Origin of the sequence: Micromonospora sp. NPDC048843 (genome assembly GCF_040649965.1) — a bacterium.
In the GTDB taxonomy this organism is placed as follows: Bacteria; Actinomycetota; Actinomycetes; order Mycobacteriales; family Micromonosporaceae; genus Micromonospora; species Micromonospora hortensis.
The window spans coordinates 63,166-82,279 of the sequence record NZ_JBEZGJ010000010.1 but is presented as its reverse complement, the minus strand read 5'-3'; the positions used below and the strand labels follow the sequence as shown (position 1 = coordinate 82,279).

General features: G+C 68.0%; 14 protein-coding genes and 1 pseudogene. 10 read left to right on the top strand and 5 right to left on the bottom strand.

All coding sequences use genetic code 11. The features are described 5' to 3' along the window. From AB0C20_RS04600 to AB0C20_RS04565, 8 genes and pseudogenes are all read left to right on the top strand, one after another. A pseudogene (locus tag AB0C20_RS04600) lies at positions 1-182 on the top strand (site-specific DNA-methyltransferase); the annotation flags it as partial. A 644-nt stretch (positions 183-826) separates the two neighbouring features. Beyond that, positions 827-2,014 (top strand): hypothetical protein, encoded by a 1,188-nt coding sequence (locus AB0C20_RS04595; RefSeq protein ID WP_357567355.1) that lies wholly within the window; start codon positions 827-829, stop codon positions 2,012-2,014. A 167-nt stretch (positions 2,015-2,181) separates the two neighbouring features. Beyond that, the gene (locus AB0C20_RS04590; protein WP_357567354.1) at positions 2,182-3,210 is read left to right on the top strand and encodes a DUF4192 domain-containing protein; all 1,029 of its coding nucleotides are present in this window, start codon (positions 2,182-2,184) and stop codon (positions 3,208-3,210) included. A 4-nt stretch (positions 3,211-3,214) separates the two neighbouring features. Then, complete coding sequence (locus AB0C20_RS04585; RefSeq protein WP_357567353.1) at positions 3,215-3,667, top strand: hypothetical protein; 453 nt, start codon at positions 3,215-3,217, stop codon at positions 3,665-3,667. 253 nt (positions 3,668-3,920) lie between these two features. Then, positions 3,921-4,199: a hypothetical protein gene (locus AB0C20_RS04580; protein ID WP_357567352.1), complete on the top strand. Its 279-nt coding sequence runs from the start codon at positions 3,921-3,923 to the stop codon at positions 4,197-4,199. 257 nt (positions 4,200-4,456) lie between these two features. Further along, the gene (locus tag AB0C20_RS04575; protein ID WP_357567351.1) at positions 4,457-5,152 is read left to right on the top strand and encodes a GGDEF domain-containing protein; all 696 of its coding nucleotides are present in this window, start codon (positions 4,457-4,459) and stop codon (positions 5,150-5,152) included. Then, a complete protein-coding gene (locus AB0C20_RS04570; RefSeq protein ID WP_357567350.1) occupies positions 5,149-6,444 on the top strand; it encodes a hypothetical protein in 1,296 nt (431 codons plus the stop codon). Before AB0C20_RS04575 ends, AB0C20_RS04570 begins: the two co-directional genes overlap by 4 nt. A 106-nt stretch (positions 6,445-6,550) precedes the next feature. Then, positions 6,551-6,988, top strand: coding sequence for a hypothetical protein (locus tag AB0C20_RS04565; RefSeq protein WP_357567349.1), 438 nt, complete (start codon positions 6,551-6,553; stop codon positions 6,986-6,988). Positions 6,989-7,226: 238 nt separating this feature from the next. Here the strand turns inward: AB0C20_RS04565 and AB0C20_RS04560 are convergent, their stop codons facing one another. After that, positions 7,227-7,436 carry a hypothetical protein gene (locus AB0C20_RS04560; RefSeq protein WP_357567348.1) on the bottom strand — a complete coding sequence of 70 codons (210 nt, stop codon included), beginning with the start codon at positions 7,434-7,436 and terminating at the stop codon, positions 7,227-7,229. A 167-nt stretch (positions 7,437-7,603) separates the two neighbouring features. On the opposite strand from AB0C20_RS04560, the gene AB0C20_RS04555 reads away from it, so the two are divergent. Both AB0C20_RS04555 and AB0C20_RS04550 read left to right on the top strand, forming a co-directional pair. Further along, positions 7,604-12,049, top strand: a complete 4,446-nt coding sequence (locus AB0C20_RS04555) for an NB-ARC domain-containing protein (RefSeq protein WP_357567347.1) — start codon at positions 7,604-7,606, stop codon at positions 12,047-12,049. A 251-nt stretch (positions 12,050-12,300) separates the two neighbouring features. Next, a complete protein-coding gene (locus tag AB0C20_RS04550) occupies positions 12,301-15,150 on the top strand; it encodes a hypothetical protein (protein WP_357567346.1) in 2,850 nt (949 codons plus the stop codon). 1,100 nt (positions 15,151-16,250) lie between these two features. Here AB0C20_RS04550 and AB0C20_RS04545 read toward each other — a convergent pair. The 4 genes from AB0C20_RS04545 to AB0C20_RS04530 form a co-directional block, all read right to left on the bottom strand. Then, positions 16,251-16,595 (bottom strand): hypothetical protein, encoded by a 345-nt coding sequence (locus AB0C20_RS04545; protein ID WP_357567345.1) that lies wholly within the window; start codon positions 16,593-16,595, stop codon positions 16,251-16,253. Between the two features lie 130 nt (positions 16,596-16,725). Then, positions 16,726-17,379: an N-acetyltransferase gene (locus AB0C20_RS04540; RefSeq protein WP_357567344.1), complete on the bottom strand. Its 654-nt coding sequence runs from the start codon at positions 17,377-17,379 to the stop codon at positions 16,726-16,728. A 35-nt stretch (positions 17,380-17,414) separates the two neighbouring features. Then, on the bottom strand, positions 17,415-17,936 hold the full coding sequence (locus AB0C20_RS04535; RefSeq protein WP_357567343.1) for a hypothetical protein: 522 nt from the start codon (positions 17,934-17,936) through the stop codon (positions 17,415-17,417). A 490-nt stretch (positions 17,937-18,426) separates the two neighbouring features. Then, positions 18,427-19,104 (bottom strand): GPP34 family phosphoprotein, encoded by a 678-nt coding sequence (locus AB0C20_RS04530; protein WP_357567342.1) that lies wholly within the window; start codon positions 19,102-19,104, stop codon positions 18,427-18,429. Between the last annotated feature and the right edge of the window lie 10 nt (positions 19,105-19,114).

Genomic DNA, 19,114 nt, shown 5'->3' with positions numbered 1-19,114 from the left:
CGCACGCGGGGGGGCGGGGCGGGGTGGCGCGGCGGGCGGCGATGCTCGCCGCCGTCCGCGACGGGCAGGTCGTTCACCGGGCCAGCATGTTCGGGATGATGGCGGTCCGCCGCAGCCGTGACGACGGCATCCCCGTGCACTTGGTGGCACACGAGGACGTGTTGGTCCTCCGCCGCCCTTGAGGGCCATGCCATGCCCAGGAGCTTCGGACCTGGCAAGGCCGGCGCCGGAGAGTGCTTGACCAAGCCGCTGACGAGATCAGCTAGTCGGGACCCAGTCCCGTCGAGTCCTGCTGCTGTCAGCAGACCCGACACGAGGTCGGGGTCGCGGGGCTGTCAGGTTCTGCCAGGAGGCCGAACCTGACAGCCCCGCCAACGGCGCTCTCGGACCGGCTAGCTTGAGAGCTCTCCTTACATTTCACGTGCCTCTGATCTGATGCCTCGCGCGACGGCATCGCGCCCACCAGCAATGGTCGGCCGCCGCCGCAAGCCTCGGAACTGGCACGTACAAGCCCCGCGCCCTCGCCCATGCGCGACCAGGGCGCGGCTCATCCATCCCTTCAGGCGGCCACCAACCGGTGGCCGCCTTCTTGCTGTCCTACGGAGGACAACATGCGTCGTCCCACCCGGCACCTGACAGACGGTGAGGTCCCAGCCGACCTCCGCCACCCCACCTTGTCTGACCTCCTCCGCAGCACCCTCGCGGCCGTCGGCGAACACGCCGACGTACATCCGGCTCACGACAGGCCCACCGTTCAGGTGGCTGCACGCGCCGGGTTGGTCAAGGGCATGCCCTCAGCTACTACCGGCAGCCCGGCGGTGCAGCGATGACCGGCGGGAGCCCGGCGGACCAGGCCCGTGCTCTGCATGCCGAAACGACGGCTGCCATCGAGCAGCGGGCCGCTCTGACCGTCGAGGCCCGTTGCGCACTCATCGCCGCGCTGCGCAGCAGGCTGATCTGTCGGCCCGGATGCGAGGACGCCCTCGCGACATGGGGCCTGGAGCCGCTGCCGCAACGATGGACGGTCTCCGCCGAAGCGCAGCTGGTGTACACGCGGTCACACACCAACCATGACGAGGTTCGCGAGCAAGCGCGCTGGGGTGTACCGGACGAACTGCGCCTGCTGCAGCCGGCGATGGCGGTCTACCCGCAACACGTCATCGACGTGGCACCCGCCCCCGATGGCGACGACGCGCCCGGACCGCAGCGGTACACGATCACCGTGCAGGTCATGCTCCAAACCTGGGCCACGGCGGTCCGGGAGGCGGACGCGCGCGAGATCGCTCGCACCACGACGGACACCCATCTGCGGGCGCTGGCAGAGGCCGGCATCACCCTCACCACGCCGATCTGGCAGCGCACCGACAACCCTGACGAGGCCACGCCGGACCCCATCGGCACCCATGCGCAGCCTGCGGCCGGCGCGGTACAGCTAACAGACGCCGATGAGCTCGCCGCTGCGACGGCGGCGCGTGATGCTGCCGTACAGGCCCTCGCGGGCCTGCGGCGCAGCATCAGGGCCCGCGCGATCCGCGCCTTGGTCGACGACGAGTTCGGCGGCGTACACCAGCACGCGGCACAGCGGGTCAACCAGTTCCTCGTCGACCTCGGGCTCGACCCCCTACCTCAAGCACACCTCGTCACGGTGATCGCCGACCTCACGCTGCCCGTCGGCGACGGCACCGCCGAGGATGCCTGCGACGCCGCACGACACAGGATGCGCGCCGTCACCACGATCAACCCGGACGAGGCACGGCCATGGACCTCGTACGGCTGGACCATCCCCGACAACGCAACCGTCGATCAGGACGGCTGGCGGATGCCGTGGCGACACGAGTACGAGATGTGGCTCCGTGGACACGCCTCCCGTGCCGACGCCACCACCGCGGCCGAAGCCCTCGTCCGCGCGGACTTGGCCCGGGCACTGCCCGACATCAATGACGACCTGGTCACGGTGACCGCCACCGTCGAGAGCCACGGCATCGACTTCTACCTGGACCCCGACAGCGACTGAGTCGTCTGCCGCCGAATCTCTGCGTCCCTGAGCAGATGCCAACTGGCCCTGCCTCCCACTGGCTGCCCTCGGTTGGCACCTGCCAGTGGATCGGCGCTATGCGCGACGACTGCGCCGTCCCGCCGGCTTTCACTCCTCTACCGACCCCACTATGACGGGAGATCAACGTGTCGTCCTCCGAGAACAAACTGACAGTCCGATCCTCAGCCGACCTGGCGGCCGCGGTGCCGTACCTCATCGGCTTCCATCCCGGCGACGGCAGCATCGTCGTGATCGCCTGCCGAAACCGGCGCATCGTGTTCGCCGCCCGAGGCGACCTGCCAGCCCCCGGATCCCCCGCACATCACCTGGGCGACCTCACCGCTCACCTCGTCCCGGTCGTGCAGCGGCAGCAACCGATCACCGACCTCGTGATCGTCGGCTACGGCGCCCAGGGACACATCGACCCGGCACTGCGTGGCGTCGGCGACGCGTTCACCGCCGCCGGCCTGACCGTGCGGGAACTGCTGCGGGTCACCGAGAGCCGCATCTTCAGCCTCACCTGCGGCGACCCCGGCTGCTGCCCACCACAGGGAACCCCCGTCGAACCCACCACCTCGCTCGTCGCCGTGCACGCGACCGTCGCCGGGCTCGTCGCGAGGCCGGACCGGGCGGCAGTGGCCAGCCGCTTCACCACAGTCGACAGCACCGGCGACGGCATCCGACACGCCACGACCGAGGCGACCGCCCACATGACGGCCTTGGAGACCAACGGCAGGGCCGCGGTGTACGAGGCCGGCGTGCATGCGGTCCGAAGCGCGCTGCGACAGCACGACGACGGCAGGGGTCTTTCCGACAACGAGGTGGCCTGGCTGACCGTGCTGCTGACACACCGGCCCGTGCGGGACCTCGCCGTCGATCTCACTCAACCGCACGACCAGCACGTCACTTTCTGGGCCGAGGTCACCCGCCGCGCAGGCGAGGCGCTCGTGCCGGCGCCCGCGACCGTCCTCGCGCTCACCGCATGGCGCTGCGGCGACGGCGTCCTGGCCCTCATGGCCGTCGAACGTGCCCTGCAGATCGACCCCGACTACCAGCTCGCCGACCTGCTCCTGCAGGCCCTGCACGCCGGTCTGCCGCCCTCCGTCTTCGAGCAGGCGGCTGGCAGCAACCAGCCCAGCCCTTCGAACCCGAACACCCGTACCGAACAGGAGTAACACGGTGGATCCCATTCGCAGCATCCTGCTGTCACTCGCCCGCACCGCCGAAGAAGCCCGACTGCACTGGAACGCCAACCGCGCCGCCCTGCGCGCCCGCGGAGAAACGCCCTTCCGCGACGAGGCATTCGCCTACGACGTCCAAGCCAACCTGTGCCTGATCGCCGCGATCACCGCGGCCAACCTTCCAGCGAATTTCCGCCTCTACGACACCACGCTGTCCCGAGACCCGCTCACGGCGGCCGCGCAACTTCGCCAGGTCACCTCCGCCTACGACCACAGCGGCCCGATCGAGGCCGCACACGAGGCAGCGCGCCTCGCCTACAAGGCGGCGTTCGCCGAACCACTCACCGCCCAGGAGCAGCACTACGTCGACCTGCTCGTCGACCTGCCCGCCGCGCGACGCGACAAGATCATCGAGGTGGCGGAGGAACGCTCCCGCCACCTGCCGCAATGAGTATCGGCGCACCTGCCGCCGGCACCCCATTCGCCCTTTGGGCAGGGGCGCAGCAACACACGCTGCACCCTCCTCGACTGCCGCGGAGCAGACCCCGCCGGCGCCCGACAGTGTCGGCCACGACGGGGGAGTGAGCCACGACGACGCAACGCGCAGCCCGGCACATCCACCCACGCCAGCGGCCCACCGCCGCAGGACCTGCTTCGGACACAGGGCGCGCCGGGCATGGGCAGTAACCCTAGAAAAGGAACTGATGAGCCTGTACACCCTCACACCCAAGCCCGGGTTCGAGCGGTACACCATCCAGGTCGGCTGGAACCCCCACCGCACATACGTCGCCACCGTCGTCGACTTCACCTGGGACCCGGTCACCGAACCCCACCACCAGCCCGACACCGTCCACCTCGGCCGGATCGAGACGATTCTCGACCCGGTCGAGGTGCTTATAGCCGTCGCGCCCTACGCCGAGATACCAGCCGACCTAGCCGCCAGACTCGGCGCCGACCAGGCCGCCCATCCGGTGCGCCGCTGACACCAACCCCCGCTTGAAGTCACAGTGCGCGCCGACGGCGGCACCAACTCGCAGGCATGTCAACACGGGCACTGCTGACTGAACCGCCCCGATGACGCCTCCTCGGGGAGGTCGGCGTCAACACCGATGCCGTGAGCCCGTCCGGCACGAACCGCAAACCCGGCCCGCCCCAGAGGCGGGCCGTCGCCGTATCAGGACCCGGGACGCGCCGCCTCGAAACGATCGCGTCCCGGGTTCTCCAGTGAAGGAGAAACCCAGTGTCCCTACCACTGATCATGATCGCCACCGCGGTGGTGGCGCTCGCCCTGGGCCGGCTCACCGCCTGGCCGACGATCCGCAGCCTCCGCACCCAACTCGCCGACGCCACCTGGTCGATGCTCCACGACCCGCTCACCGGCATGCTTAACCGCGCCGGCCTGCAAGCCGCACACACGACCCTCGCCGAAACTGGCCCCGCACGGCCCATGATCGTCGCCCTGATCGACCTCGACGACTTCAAACGCGTCAACGACACCCACGGCCACGGCCGAGGAGACGACCTCCTCATCCAAGTCGCCGACCGCATCACCGACATCGCCGCTCTTCACGAAGGTGCCGCCGCGCGGCTCGCCGGCGACGAATACGCCCTGTTCCTGCCGGCGCACGCCGACCACCTAGACCGCGTCGCCCACACCATCGCCACGATCATCGCCCAACCCGTCGCGCTTCCCGCAGACGGCGGCTTCGCCACGGTCACCATCACCGCCAGCGTGGGCTTGGCGCTCGTCGACACCAGCGACCCCTTCACCGAAGTAGCGCTGCACCGCGCCGACATCGCCATGTATCACGCCAAGCAGAACGGCCGGAACCGCCACGCGATCTACCAGCCGGGCATGACCATGCCGCCCGTGCAGCACCGTCGCGGACCTCGCCTCCGCGACCGGCACCAGCCGGCCGACGGAGCCACGGCATGACCGCCCCGCACGAAGAGATGGCCTGCCAGACCTGCCTTTCACCGCTGAACACCCTCGGCATGCCACCCACCTACGTGCACCCGACCCACCTCGCCACCGACGGACACGAACCAGCGCCCGTCCCGGTCAGCCGCCTCGACACCGTGCGTCGAAGCTGCGACTTCTGCGGCGACCCATACCCCGTCTGGACGCTGCAGGGCGGCGAGGTGACCGCCATCGCCATCGGCCCCACTGCAGGGCTGGTCCAAGACTTCGGCGACTTCTGGGCAGCATGCGCGGCCTGCCAAACCCACATCGACGAGGGCCGCAACGACAAGGTCATCGACCGTGCGGTACGGGCGCTCGGCCTCGCCAACCATCCCCACGTACGAACTCGAATCGAGGAGCTGCACCAAGCGTTCCTCAACGCCCGACTCGCCGGCCGAACGCTCATCACGACGACCACGTGGCCGGCAACCACCATCACCGCCCCAGAGCTGCCCAAGGTCCGTGACCGGCTCACCCGCTTCTACCGAGGCACCGACAACCTGCCCGCCGCGCTCGGAATCAACGACATACGTCGGCAGATAGCCGCCGGCCTCGAACGATCACACCTGTACTGGATCGACAACGACTTCACCGGCCTGGCTGAGCACGCGGCAGGACAGCTGCCCGACGTACGCATCAGCCGCGGCCTCATCCCCTCGGCCGACGGAATGCTCATCTGGCCCCGGCCAGTGACACACCGGCAACTCACTGCCGCATCCTGGACCACCACCACCCACGGCCGGACAATAGTCCTCTACCGCACCATCGGCGGCGGACTGCACGGCAAACCGCTGCAACGGCTACGCGAACAGGTCGGCTGGCTCGCACCGACGAGGGCAACCCACCTCCCCGAACAGCATTTGACACCTGGTGACCATCCGGCGGCAGCGCTGGTCGCGACGTGGCTGCTAATCGCCCAGCAAGCTGCAGACGTCACCGCGGCACGAGTCGACAGAGCCGTCGCCAAGACCTACGCCCGCACCAACCGACCCGTACCCGAGGTGCGCATCGTGCGGATACGCGGCCGCCGCACCAGTCCAAGGCCGAACGCCGAGAAGATGCCAGGCAGCCCTGGGGGCCCTGAGATTAGTCGGTCCTGGGTCTCCGGACACTGGCGCAACCAAGCCCACGGCCCTGGCCGAGCGCTCCGCCGCCCCGTCTACATCCACCCCTTCCTCAGGGGTCCCGACGATGCGCCGATCAAGTTGAGCACCACCGTACGCATGCTCAGCAGCCGTCAACCCAAACCCCAAGATCGTAAGTAGATGGCGATGTCGGCGGCGGCACGGTTGCGTCCGTCCCGCCGCCGGCATCGACGCCCGGTCGTCCAAGACGGCTCGTATCCAACTAATAGGCAGGAGAAGTTGAGTCATGCCCGAGGCCTTCGTAGCAGAGCCACCGTGCGCGGTGTGCGGACGACCGGCAGCACACATCGAACTCGTCGCGCCCGGTACCCGTCCCGCAGACTGGCCGCGCTGGGCACCAGTACAGCGCGACGCCTACAACGCCGCGCGACAGCGCGACGGAGGCCAGCAGTGGTGGCTGCTGTTCTCTGGGATCGAGGCAGGCAACGGACTCGGCCGACCGGTGGACCTGGCCCATGCGGATCGGATCGCCGTCGCCTTCACCCAGCCCTACCGGTACGCCGCCGTTACCGGCGCCGGCTTCTACGACGATGCCGGATTCTGCGGTCAATGCGACGCCCCGTTCTGCTATCACCACTGGAACGTCTCCAGCACCGGCTACGGAACCTGCCCTCAAGGCCACGGCAAGAGCCTCGATCCACACTGGTGGCCCGACGATCTCTAGAGCACTAGAATCCGTCGACCGACCTGGCTCGCGAAGACGATCGTGGGGACAGCACCCTACGACGTCGGCAACCGTACTGGCGCAGGCTGCTCGTAGCGGCACATCAGCCTGTCTGCGTGTGCTCGCCCTGGCACCCCGTCACCTCCGCCTTAGTGGGGAGAACGCGACGAGTTGCCAGTGGTCTCTGTGATGCGGGTGCGGCCTGGCGCCGCTGCCGGCTTCCTGGGCCGTAGAAACTTTACTGCTGGGTGGGCTTACCGGGGTTCGGGTTTTCGGTAACACTCCGGCGGAGCAGGAGGGCGAGGACCTTGCGGGCGTCGCGGCGGCGGGCGGGCGTGGGTGCGAGGAGCGCAACGAGGGCCGCGGTGGTGATGCTGGCGGTGTACAGCAGGCCGCCGCTGGCGATGCCGACAGCGGCGTCGTCGAGCAGGGCGGGAAGCGGGAGCATCGGAACCTCCTGGGCCGGGCGGGATGGGTCGTGTGGCTTCCCAGTTGGCATGACACGGCGATTTCCGGCGTAGCGTCATCCCGCTACGGTGCCTGAATGGGCTGGTCACTGATGTTTCCGGTGGTGTTCCGGTCCGGATGCACGCTCGGAGTCCGGAGGGCCAAGAGGTGAGTGAGGAGCCGATCACCACGGCTTTCAAGGAGCAGCTGAAGTCGTTGTACGAGGCGGCGGGCCGTCCGGACCTTGCGACTCTGGTACGCCAAGGCGCAGCGCAAGAACCGGCGGTCGAGCTCAAGGACGCAACGTTGAGCAACTGGCTACGGGGCGACTCGGTGCCGGCCAAGCCCAAAGAGCGCGAGTTCCGGTTCCTGGTGGCGTTCCTGCTAGCGCGGACGGGCGTCAAAGACAAGGCACTGTCTGATCAGGTCCAGCAGTGGTGGCATGCAGCCCGACGGGCCGGCCGCCGCCGCACCAGCGGCGGGCGCCCCCAATCGGCCGCGCCCGCCGCGACCCCGGATCGCCCGCAGATGGTGCCGTCCCTGCCGGCGGCCCTTATCGGTCGGCCCGGCCCAGTTGGCGAACTGCTGGCCGCGGTCACCGCCCCGACTCGGCGCGAGCCCGATGTCACCGTGGTTCGTGGCACCGGCGGCTTCGGTAAGACGACGCTCGCCGCTCAAGCCGGCCACAGCCAGGCGGTCGCCGCGCAGTACCCCGGCGGCGTGCTGTGGATCGAGCTCGGCGAGGACGTACGCGGCCACGACCTGGCCGCGCGGATTAACGACCTGAGCGAACGCTTGACTGGCACGCGGCCGGACGCCACCGACCCGCAGCAAGCCGGCTTCCGCCTCGGCGACGCGCTCGCCGCGCGCCGCATTCGCACGCTCCTGATCGTTGACGACGTGTGGTCCGACGACCAGATCCGGCCCTTCCTGTTGGGTGGCCCGAACTGCCACCGACTGGCTACCACTCGCTGGGAACTACCGGCGCTGGCAACGGCTCCCGCCATACAGCTGGATGTCATGACTGATGACGAGGCTGCCGCAATGCTCGCCGCTCACCAGCCCGAGCCACTGCCGAATTCCGTCCTGCCGCGGCTGCTGCGCGCAACCGGCCGATGGCCGCTGCTGCTCGCCATCACCAACCGGACCATCGCACGCTTCACCACGACGGAACGTCCACTCGCCGAAGCCGCCGAGTTGGTCGCCATACAGCTCGAGAGCGCCGGCCCGGCCGGCTTGGACAACCCGTGGAGGATCACCACCCGCCAACGCCACGAGATGGTTGGAGCCTGCCTCGATGCGAGCCTTCACGCTTTGCCGGCGCGCTCCCGCGACCGTTACGTGGAACTCGGCATCTTCCCGGAGGGTGCCGACATTCCCTACGCCGTGCTGCGTCGCCTGTGGTCCGAGACTGGCGGCCTGACGGCATTCCAGACCGAGCAGCTGGGGCAGGCTCTCGTCGGGGCGTCGCTCGCCACTGCGGCGCAGCATGAGCCCGGCCTCCGGCTGCACGACGTTCTGCGTACGTACGTGCGCGACTCCGCCGGGCCCGACCACGCCATCAGCGCCAACGCTGCGCTGGTCGCTGCCGCCGCTGGGGTCCTGGGTGAGGCCGGGGCGTGGTGGACGCTGCCCGACGGCGAGCGGTACCTGTGGCGGCACCTGATCGACCACCTCACCGCCGCGGGACTCGTCGAGGAGCGCGATGACCTAGTCACTGACCTGCGCTGGACAGCGGCGCGAATCCGCCGCGACGGCCCGGCCTATGCCGAAGCCGACCTCGTGAACACCCGCCGGGCCGGAGCGGCGGCGCTCGTTGAAGCGCTACGGCACAATGCCGATCTCTTGGCGCACGTCACGCCGGCGTCGTCCCTCGACGATATTCTCGCAAGCAGGCTCGACGGCACGCCCGAGCTTCAGCCAAGGGTGGACGCGTTCGTCCGCACCTTGACCAACCGGCCTCGGCTGTCCAATCGCTGGCGACCGCCCGACCAGCCCGATCGTTCTCTCCGCCGGGCCATCCATACTGGACACGAACGGGGCGTGAGGCACATGCGCATCGCCCCAGACGGCGAGTGGCTCGCCACGTCGGGATCGGACGATCGCGGACGGCACCCTGATCGCACCTTACGGATCTGGGATCCTGCAACTGGATCGCTGAATCACGAGATCGATGCAGGCCACCCCAACGGAATCGGACGGCTGCTCATTGCCGAGGACGGGCGTTCGATTCTCACCGTCGGTCACACTGAAGGGATCAGCACTCCTACCGTCGATCCTGTAGTGCGGATCTGGGATCCGGCGACCGGCCGGCTGCGCCTCGAAGTCGAGACGGACCATCCGTTGGGGGTAGGCACTGTCGATCTCTCTCCCGACGGGACATGGTTCGCGACGACTGGGCGCACCGGGCACCGTCCCGACCCGTTCCTCCGGATCTGGGATGCGACCACAGGTACCAGACGCCACCGCCTGCAGGGCGATGGCTATTCCGGTGCCGCGCATCTGCGCATCGGACCCCTCGGTGACCTACTGGTGACCTCGGGTGGGTTTGGCTCGGCGGATCACCATGACTCAGTGGTGCGTGTCTGGGACCTGGCCTCCGGGGACCTGCGGCTGGAGATCGGCCTCGGCCTGGGCGGCGCCCGCGAAATGCTCCTCGCGCCGGACACCACATGGCTGGCGACGACTTCTCACGCCACGAGGGACGATCGTCACAAGGTGGTGCGGATTTGGGACCTGGCAACCGGCACGGAACGGAGCCGACTGCAGACGGAACACCCCCGAGGCGTCGGCCAACTTCACACCGGCCACGACGGCACATGGCTCGCCACCGCCGACGCCATCGAGAGATTCAACTACGGCGTCGGCGATTCCGCTGTGCAGGTCTGGGACCTTGCCAGTGGCACCCAGCGACTCCGGCTGGAAACTGGCCATCAGCTCGGTCTGGGAAAGTTACGTACTGCACCCGACGGGACCTGGCTGGTTACCGCCGGTAACCGCCACCATCGTGAGGGCGACCCCGTGGTGCGGATCTGGGATCTAGCGACCGGGGAGCTTCGGAGGCGACTCGACACCGACCATCTCGACGGGGTCGGAGAGTTGCTCATCGCTAACGATGGCACGTGGCTCGCCACCGCCGGCCAGCCGGAGGGCGTCGGAAGCAGACGTGCCGATCCAGTCATGCAGATCTGGGACACCGCCACCGGCGAACGGCGCCATCGGATCGACACCTCTCATCCGGAAGGAGTGTCGCGCCTGCACATGTCCTCGAGTAGCGACTGGCTGGCGACCACCGGCGGTAATGGCTACGGCGGCGATCCCGTCGTGCGGGTCTGGAATCCCGCCGGTCGCGCCAAGCTGGTTGAGGAGGAGGATGGGCCACGCGGAGGCGGATTGCGGCAGCTCCGCGCCTCCCCCGACGGGACCTATCTGGCCACCGCCGGGAAGGTTTTCGACTCTGATCCGATGTTGTGCATCTGGGACACGCACTCAGGGATGAAACGCCACTACATCGACACCGGACATGCCGGGGGCGTGCGGGACCTGCACGTCGCGCCCGACAGTACCTGGCTGGCCACCACAGGCGAGAGCGAGTCGTACTACGGTCGCAAGTATGACCCGACGGTACGGATCTGGGATCCGATTACCGGCGTGCAACGGCAGCAGTTCGACACCGGGGACCGGGGAGTGGGGCAAGTACACATCGCTCCACACGGCGACTGGATGATCACGACCGAGGAAGCGCGCGGAGAAGCGGACCAGACCGCTCGGGTCTGGGACACGGTGAGCGGACGGCCGTTGCACGAGCTTGAGACGGGCAATTCAAGGGGAGGACTGTGCCTCGCCCCCGACGGCACCTGGTTCATTTCAGTCCCCTACGGCACCGAGGCCCCGGCGCGGATCTGGAGTACCACCGATTGGACGCTGCGTTGGCAGGGCGAACTCGGCCATCCGCTCGGCGTCGGCCGCGTGAAGATTGCACCGGATAGCAGTTTTCTGGTCACCCTGGGCAGCCGTGGTGACGGCGGCATGTGGCGCGACGACCGCATGGTGCGGGTTCGATATCTAGCATCGGGCGCGGAGCATTGGATTGAAACCGGCCACTGGCGCGGCGTTCGCGACGTCGGCATCGCTCCTGACGCGAGCTGGATGGCGACCCTCGGCGTCGGCGACAGCAACGGCGACGGCGTGGTACAGATCTGGGATCCTGCCACCGGAGCCGAACTTGGCCGGTTCACCACCGATCATCGGCCCGGGGTCGGCGAAATGCGAATCGCGTCGGACGGAACCTGGCTGGCCACGATTGGTCGCTACGACCGAATCAACAACTACCGCGACCCGGTCGTCGAGGTCTGGGATCCCGCCACCGGCGAGCGGATTGACCAGGTTGACACCTGCATTGCCGGCGGTCTTCGGCAGTTGCTCATCGGCCCTGACAGCACCTGGCTCGCCGTCGTTGGCGACGACGCTGTGGCCGTGTGGTGCCGGGAGCGGTCGACGCAAGCCGCAATGCGGATCGGGTCGACAATTCGGGACTGCGCTGTCGCGCCGCGCGGGCGCGTCATCTTTGTCGTCAGCGCGGCGGGTCTTCACGGCTTCGACGTCCAAGCCTAAGGACCGCACGGGGACGGACCACCGCCGCCGTCGACCCTGGCCATCAACGACGTCATGCTGCTGCTCGGCGAGGAGGAGGGCCACTTCGGCGAGTCGTAGTGGGCGTGCAGTGACGGGGCGACTCTCATCGGCCGTGAGGTGCAGGATTTCCTGAGCGCGGCGGCGGCCTGGCCTGGCGCCCTGCCCGCGTAGGCTGCCCTCGGGACTGAGGCAGCCTGCTCAGGGTTACAGGGTGGTCGAGAAGGTGTGATGTGAGCGACGACTTGGAGAAGTTGGGTCCAACAGGCTTCCAGGACCTTGCGGCGAGCCTGGCGGTCGCTTCTTTCGGACCGGGTGTCCAGGTGATGGGCTCAGGCCGGGACGGTGGGCGGGACCTTTACCACCGCGGTCCGCTCATCTGGAAGCCGATGGAGAATCAGCCTGCCGAGGTGTGGGAGGGGTACACCGTCCTGCAGGTGAAGCATCGGGCGACCAGCTCGGCCAGCCACAAAGAGAATGCGGTCTGGCTGTGGGGGCAGGTCCGCGGCGAACTCGATGACTGGGCCAACCCCTACGGAGATCGCAATCCGGTTCCCGGTTTTCTGATCATCATCACGAACGTGATGCTTACGCCGTTTCCGCAGGTCGGCGGCCATGACTTTCTCAACGAGAACATCAAGCGCTATCTGGAGCGCCTTGCCGACAACAGTCGGGAGGTCGATCCCGAAGCCATAGAGGAGCGGATTGCGCGCTTGGCGCGGCTGAAGCGGATCAAGAAGGTGCGTATCTGGGACGGCAACCAGATCCAGGCCTTGCTCAGGGTGCACCCGGGTGTCCGCAATGCGTTTCCGGGGTTCCTCACCGCTGGCGACGTGTTCGCTGCGTTGGCACAGCTCACCGACAGCGTGCCGCCGAAGGACCTCGAAGAAGGGCTCCGGGAGCACGCCAAGACCACGCTCATGGGCGAGGGTTTCATCTACTTCGACGAGGCGGGCAGTGGTGACGGTCAGGGGATTCCCGTCCACGAGGTGGCCATCGACCTGCCCATCACCTTCGCCGCTGGCGCACGGCGGGCAAGCGTGGTGCAGTACGTGCTCGACCGCGCCGAACATGTGCTCGCTCCCGGCGTCACCACTCAGGAGGCGCCCCGGCACTTGATCGTCACCGGCGCGCCCGGCAACGGCAAGACGACGATTTCCAAGTTCCTCATCCAGGTGTTCCGAGCGGCCTTGCTCGAACACGCCGAGGACCTCAGCGACGGGCACCGCGACGTCATCAGGGGCACTGCGGTAGCACTGAAGCGCTTCGGCCGTGAGATGCCGAAGAACCGCCGATGGCCGATGCGCGTCGATCTGGCACTGTACGCCCAAGAAGGAGGACTCAGCGACGACTCGACTCTGCTTCGGTGGATCGCCCATAAGGTTTCGCGCCGCTCCGACATGGGAGAGGTGAAGCCGTGGGCGCTGAAGACCTGGATGCAGAAGTGGCCCTGGCTGCTCGTCCTAGACGGCTTGGACGAAGTCACCGAACCGGCCGTGCGCAAGCGCCTGATCGAGCGCGTCACCGAGTTCGTCAACACCGCTGAGGCCGACAACTGCGACGTGCTGGTTGTTCTCACCACTCGCTCGGTCGGCTACACCGAGAACATCGCACCCGCGCACTTCGAACGGATCGATCTCGACTTCCTCGAACTACCCGAGGCCGTCCGCTACGGCAAGCTCGCGACCAAGGTGCGCCTTCGCACGGACCTCGACCGCATCGAACGAGTGCTCACACGCCTGTACAAGGCCGCGGAGGACGAGGCGCTACAACATCTGCTGAGGACCCCGCTGCAAGTCCTGATCCTGACCATCATTATCGATGGCGCCGGCCAGCTGGCCCCCGACCGCTACAGCCTCTTCCGGGGCTACTACGACACCGTCTTCAGGCGAGAACGTGACAAGCCCGGTGGGTTGCACAGGATGCTGCAGGAGTTCGGCCAGCAGATCCAGCAACTACACGAGCGGGTTGGCTTTGAGCTGCAGGTGCGCGCCGAGACGGGCGACCGCTCCTACGCCAGCCTCACGGCAGCCGAGCTGCGGCAGATCGCGTGGCAGGTCCTCGACGAAGCCGGGTTCAAACCGTCAGGAAAAGACGCCCCCCTGCTCGACAAGATCTTCGATGCCGCCACCAAACGGCTGGTCCTGATCGCGCCCCGCGGCACCGAGGGCTACGGCTTCGATGTCCGCTCCCTGCAAGAGCTCATGGCAGCCATGCACCTGACCACAGGGCTGCTCGACGACGTCCTTCAACGCCTCCGCTCCTCGGCCGCCAGCCCGTACTGGCGGAACACCTGGCTGTTCGCAGCAGGCCAGCTCTTCTCCACTCCTCAGCCGCATCAGCACGACGCCCTGATCTGTCTCGTCGAGACCATCGACGACAAGGACGCCGACTACCGCCTCGGCCGGGCCGTACCGATCGGTCCGCGGCTTGCGCTGGACATCATCGACGACGGCATGGCCCGCTCCTACCCCAGGTGGCGCGACCGGCTCGTCGCACACGGCTTGAAGGTTCTGACAGAGCCCAACCCGACAGATCTCTCCCCGATCACCAAATGTCTGGTGCGCTTCGCCAGCACCGGCGACGACCAGCGCGCGGCAGTGGCAGAGGGACTGCGGGCCTCGCTGGCAGGGACATCCACGACGCGAGAGACCGCAGCGGCACTTCAACAGCTGGTTCCGGCGATCGTCGACGAGATCCGCGCGCACAGCAGCGTGCGCGGCCTCGCTGGTGTCAGGAGGCACCCGGACGCGGCGCTCCAGCCCGACCCGGCGAGGGGTTGGGAAGACTTCGAAGTCGAAATCCTCACCAATCCATGTACCGGCGAAGAAGCGGACCTATTGCACGACGCCGCCGCCGCGCTTCGCCACATCGCCGCGAACGGCGGCCGGCCGGAGGACGCTGCCGCCATTCAGCGAGCGCTGGAGGTAGAGCCAGTGGCGGCAGGACTTGCAGCGGCTGTGGTGCACGTGATCGGCCATGAGCGGCTGCTTGTCGAGAACCTTCGAGATGGCGTTGTGCCAGCCGTGCATCGTCGTCTTATTGGTGAACAGTTGCGCTCGATGTCGGTCGGAGGATCTTAGCCAGCGGCGCTCGGGAGAGGGCTGCTGTCCAGGGCAGCCCGGTCGCGAACGCGATCGCCGTCCAGCACGGCGCGCTGTGGCATACGGCCACCGCCAGATCTGAAGTTGTATCCGGGCAGCAGACAGGCGATCATGCGATAGCCGCACCTCGTCTACGCGGCGAGGTGGATGGTGGCCGCCTAGCTCACGGCGAGCTTGTCGAAGCGGCTGGACACAGCTCGGTTGCGGTTGAGGCGGTCGATACCGCACTCGACGGCGTGACGTTGCTGATAGAGGTGCGAGTCGAGGGCTGGTGGACATCCGCTCTTGGATCGTTTGGCCGCGCCTACTCTCGCAGCTAGTCGCCTCCATGCGAGGAGCTTGATGAGGCGGGGTGCCGCCTTGTTGCTCGCGCCACCGGCCTGCGGTGTCGGCGCACAGGAGGCGGTCGACCATTCTGGTTGCGTCATCGTGTGAGTCGTAGGTCCAGCGCAGCACCCGTCCGCTTTCGGTGTCAGCGGCGCGCGCGACGACCTGAACCGCCCCGGATCTTGTAGGGACCTCCCCGCTTGGGAAGGATCGAGAGATGGCATGAACGAAGCCGTATCCGCGGAGTTGCGGAGCGGGCGGTGCGAATGGTCGCCTAGGTACGGCCGGACTACGAGTCTGACTGGGCGGCGATCACCGCGGTGGCGGCCCGGCTGACAATCGGCACGGCCGAGACATTGCGGAAGCGGGTCCGGCAGGCGCCGGTCGATGACGGCCAGCGGCCCAGGTCACGTCAGAGGAGTCGGCGGAGCTGAAGCGGTTGCGGCGGGAGAACGCCGAGCTGCGTCGGGCGAATGAGGTCTTGACGGCCGCGTCGGCTTTCTTCGCGGCCGAGCTCGACCGGCCTACGACACGCTCGTGAAATTCGTTGCAACGCGAGTTCGACCCATGCGGCGGCTTTGGTTGCCTACGCCAGTCGACGAAGCGTAGGCCGACCGGTGCCACGATCATGTTGGTCAGGTTGAGGTCAGAGTGGATGAGAGTCTCACCGCCCATCGTGGGGTGTGCGAACCCGAGTCGGGCTGCTGGGGTGAACCACGCCTCGCCGGGCGCTGGCGTCTTTTGAAGTGCCGTCAGTGTGGCGAGGAGCAGGTCGAGGTCGGTGCTGCCAGGTGAAAAGGTCGGGGTGGGGACCGGGCAGATGCTCGGTCCCCACCAGCCGTCGGATTGGAACTGCCACAGGACTGCGGGCGCGTACCGGTCGACGGCCCGGGTACCGCCGGTTCGTAGCGCAGCGACCGGACGCTCAACTCGCCGGAGGCCGCCTTGACGAAGATCTGTCCGGCTGGTCCGGTGACTGTCGAGGCGATCTCAGCGTGGTCGCCACTGGAAGCCGGGGTGACGTCCAGGGTTCCGCCGATCCGTTCGGCGATCGCTGCCGTGACGCTCTCCGGCAGAGCGGTCCAGTCCTTACGCATCGGTTGTCTTCCCTGCTACTTGCTCAGCTGAAACGGGATCGGCAGACAGCAGGATTCAGCCTCGCCACCCGAAGTCCGGTGTCCACCCGGTAGGCGGTCTCATCTCTCGTTCTCGCGGGTGGCGGATGGGTCATGGTCGCAGAATCGGATGGCTGGTTTGGTCCTCGGTGGTGGTCGTCCTGGTTGGCTGGATGTCGCCGTGGAGAGGGTTGCGGCGCATGGAACAGATGACCGGGCCGTCGGGCAATTGAATTACCGATCCGGGGGTGTAGCCGTGCCGGACGTGCAGGCTCTCGGCGTCGGGGGTGGTGCTCGTCCAGGACAGTAGGTTCACCTGGTCGAGTCGGCTGCGATGGTGGCTGAGCAGGGACGTGCCGTGTCCTGACCGGCTGGCGGTGGGCGACACGGCGAGGAACGCGAGGTGGTAGTGGGGCTCATTGGGTCGATCTGTGGCGAGTAGCCGATCGAGGAGGTCGAAGCGATCGCTGTGGGCGCCTGCGGCGTCGCCGAGGCGGGTGGGGTAGTTCGCTGGTGGCGGGATGGGCCGGTATCGGTGGAAGCCGACGGTGACGGCGGTGGCGTCGTCGGTGAGGTGAATGTCGCCGTAGAACAGGGCGTGCTCGACCCAGATGCCGAGGACGTCGGTGAGGATTCGACGTCGTGGGCCCGGGTCGGGGATCAGCCAGGTTGCGAGAGGGCTGGGATCGAGGGCGTCGGCGATGAGTGCGGCGACGTGGTCTTTGTCCGCCCAGCGGGCGGCGCGGATACGCGGGACAGTGTCCATGGCGGGGGTTCCTTAGAAGGCTCTTGGTTGCGGGGTCAGGAGCTGCTGCTGCTGTTTGCGCGGCTGTGGACGAGGAACAGTTGGTAGTCGTCGACCAGGGGGCCAATTCGGTCGCTGCCGGGCGGTGGTGCGAGTGCTGCTCTTTCGTAGGCGAGTAGTTCGCCGGTGGCGGGGTTGAGGATCAGCAGGAAGCGGATGTCGTTAGAGGTGGCGCTGACGCCGATGCCGGTTCGGCCTGCCCTGTCGGTGACCGGGCCGTGGTAGGTGATGCCGGGGGTGTCGCGCAGGACGGTGAGGATCGCGGTGCGGGCGGCTTGGTTGGGGGTGCTCCAGCCGAGCAGGCTGACGAGGCCGCGAATGACGGCGGTGGGTCCGAGGAACCGCGGCTGGCGCGACCGGTTGGCATTGATGTGCGCGGTGAGCGCTGCCGGGTCGGCGGCGATCGACCGATGGGTCCGCCCAGCTCGCCGGGTTTGTAGGTGCTGTCGTCGGTGGGCTGCTGACCGGTGGGGTAGCGGCTGCGGATGGCGCGTCCGGAGGCGCCGTCGGCACGCCAACGTTGCTCTTCGAACAGCACGATCCGCGTGGTGGTGCTGTTGCCCGCGATCGTGGTGTCCGTAGCCCACTGCAGCAGGTGGACGTAGGCGAACCGGCCCGGGATCGCATCGGAGCCGGACGGCCCAACCGCGACCGTTTTCAGAGCCTGCCGCGAAGGGGTCGACGCCGGCAGACGCGTCGGCGATGGTTCGAGTGTCTGCTGGGCACGTGTCTTGAGCTGGGCTGCCGTCAGGGCGGCGGGCGACGGACACGGCTGCGCCACGGCTGGGAGAGACGCGGTGGCGCTGGAAGGTGAAGGTGCGGTTAAGGCCGGTACGACGGTGCCCGTCCAGATCGGAATGGCCGTGGCGGTAGCGAGCAGGCCGAGCGCGCAGACGGCGGCAGGGACCTTTACGGCTCGCCGGCGTACCGGGTGGGGCTTGTCGGTCGGAGGTCGCATGTGGGGCAGGTTGTTCACGGTGGGCTTTCTTGAGGTGAGGTGAATTGGGGCTAGCGGTAGGCGGCGGTGGCGAGGTCACCGACGGCGGCGTCCACGGCGGCGGTGATGTCGCGTACTGACTGGTAGTGCTGCCCGGCGATGGCTTTCAATCGGGCGGTCAGGGCTGGGGTGTCGTCATCGAGGTAGAGGTGGTGGGTGAGGCCGAGGTTGGCGACGAGGCCGGCGAGGGCGGCGGTGTGGTTGTTGGGTTGTTCGTGGCCGGCGGCGAGGTAGCGCAGGCGGGAGCGGGCGATGACGGCCCATTTGCTGTCGGTGGGCAGGTAGGTGTCGGCGCGGATGAGGCCGCCGAGGCGCCGTCGGGTGTGGTGGCGCAGGATGCCGCCGGCGACCAGGCCGGCGCGGGTGCGGTCGTAGAGGTCGTCGGAGAACCCGCGCAGCCACCCGCGCAGGGGCGGGTGGGTGTGGCGGATGGTGGCGGTCGCGGCGTCGGCGATCAGGTCCCCGACCGGCCGGTCGATGTGCGGGTGTATCCGTTGGTGGGTGGCCGGGCGGGTGTGGTCGTTCGGGTCGAGGGTCACCCGCCCGGCCAGGTACAGGTCGATCAGGACCGCGCCCGCGAGCCCGAGGGCGAGGGTTTGCCGGTGCACGTGGGAGTGTCCGGTGTCGTCGTCGTGGCCGAGGAGGAACAGCTCATCGCGCAGCGGCAGGCGCGGGATCGACGCGGTCATCGTCCGGGCT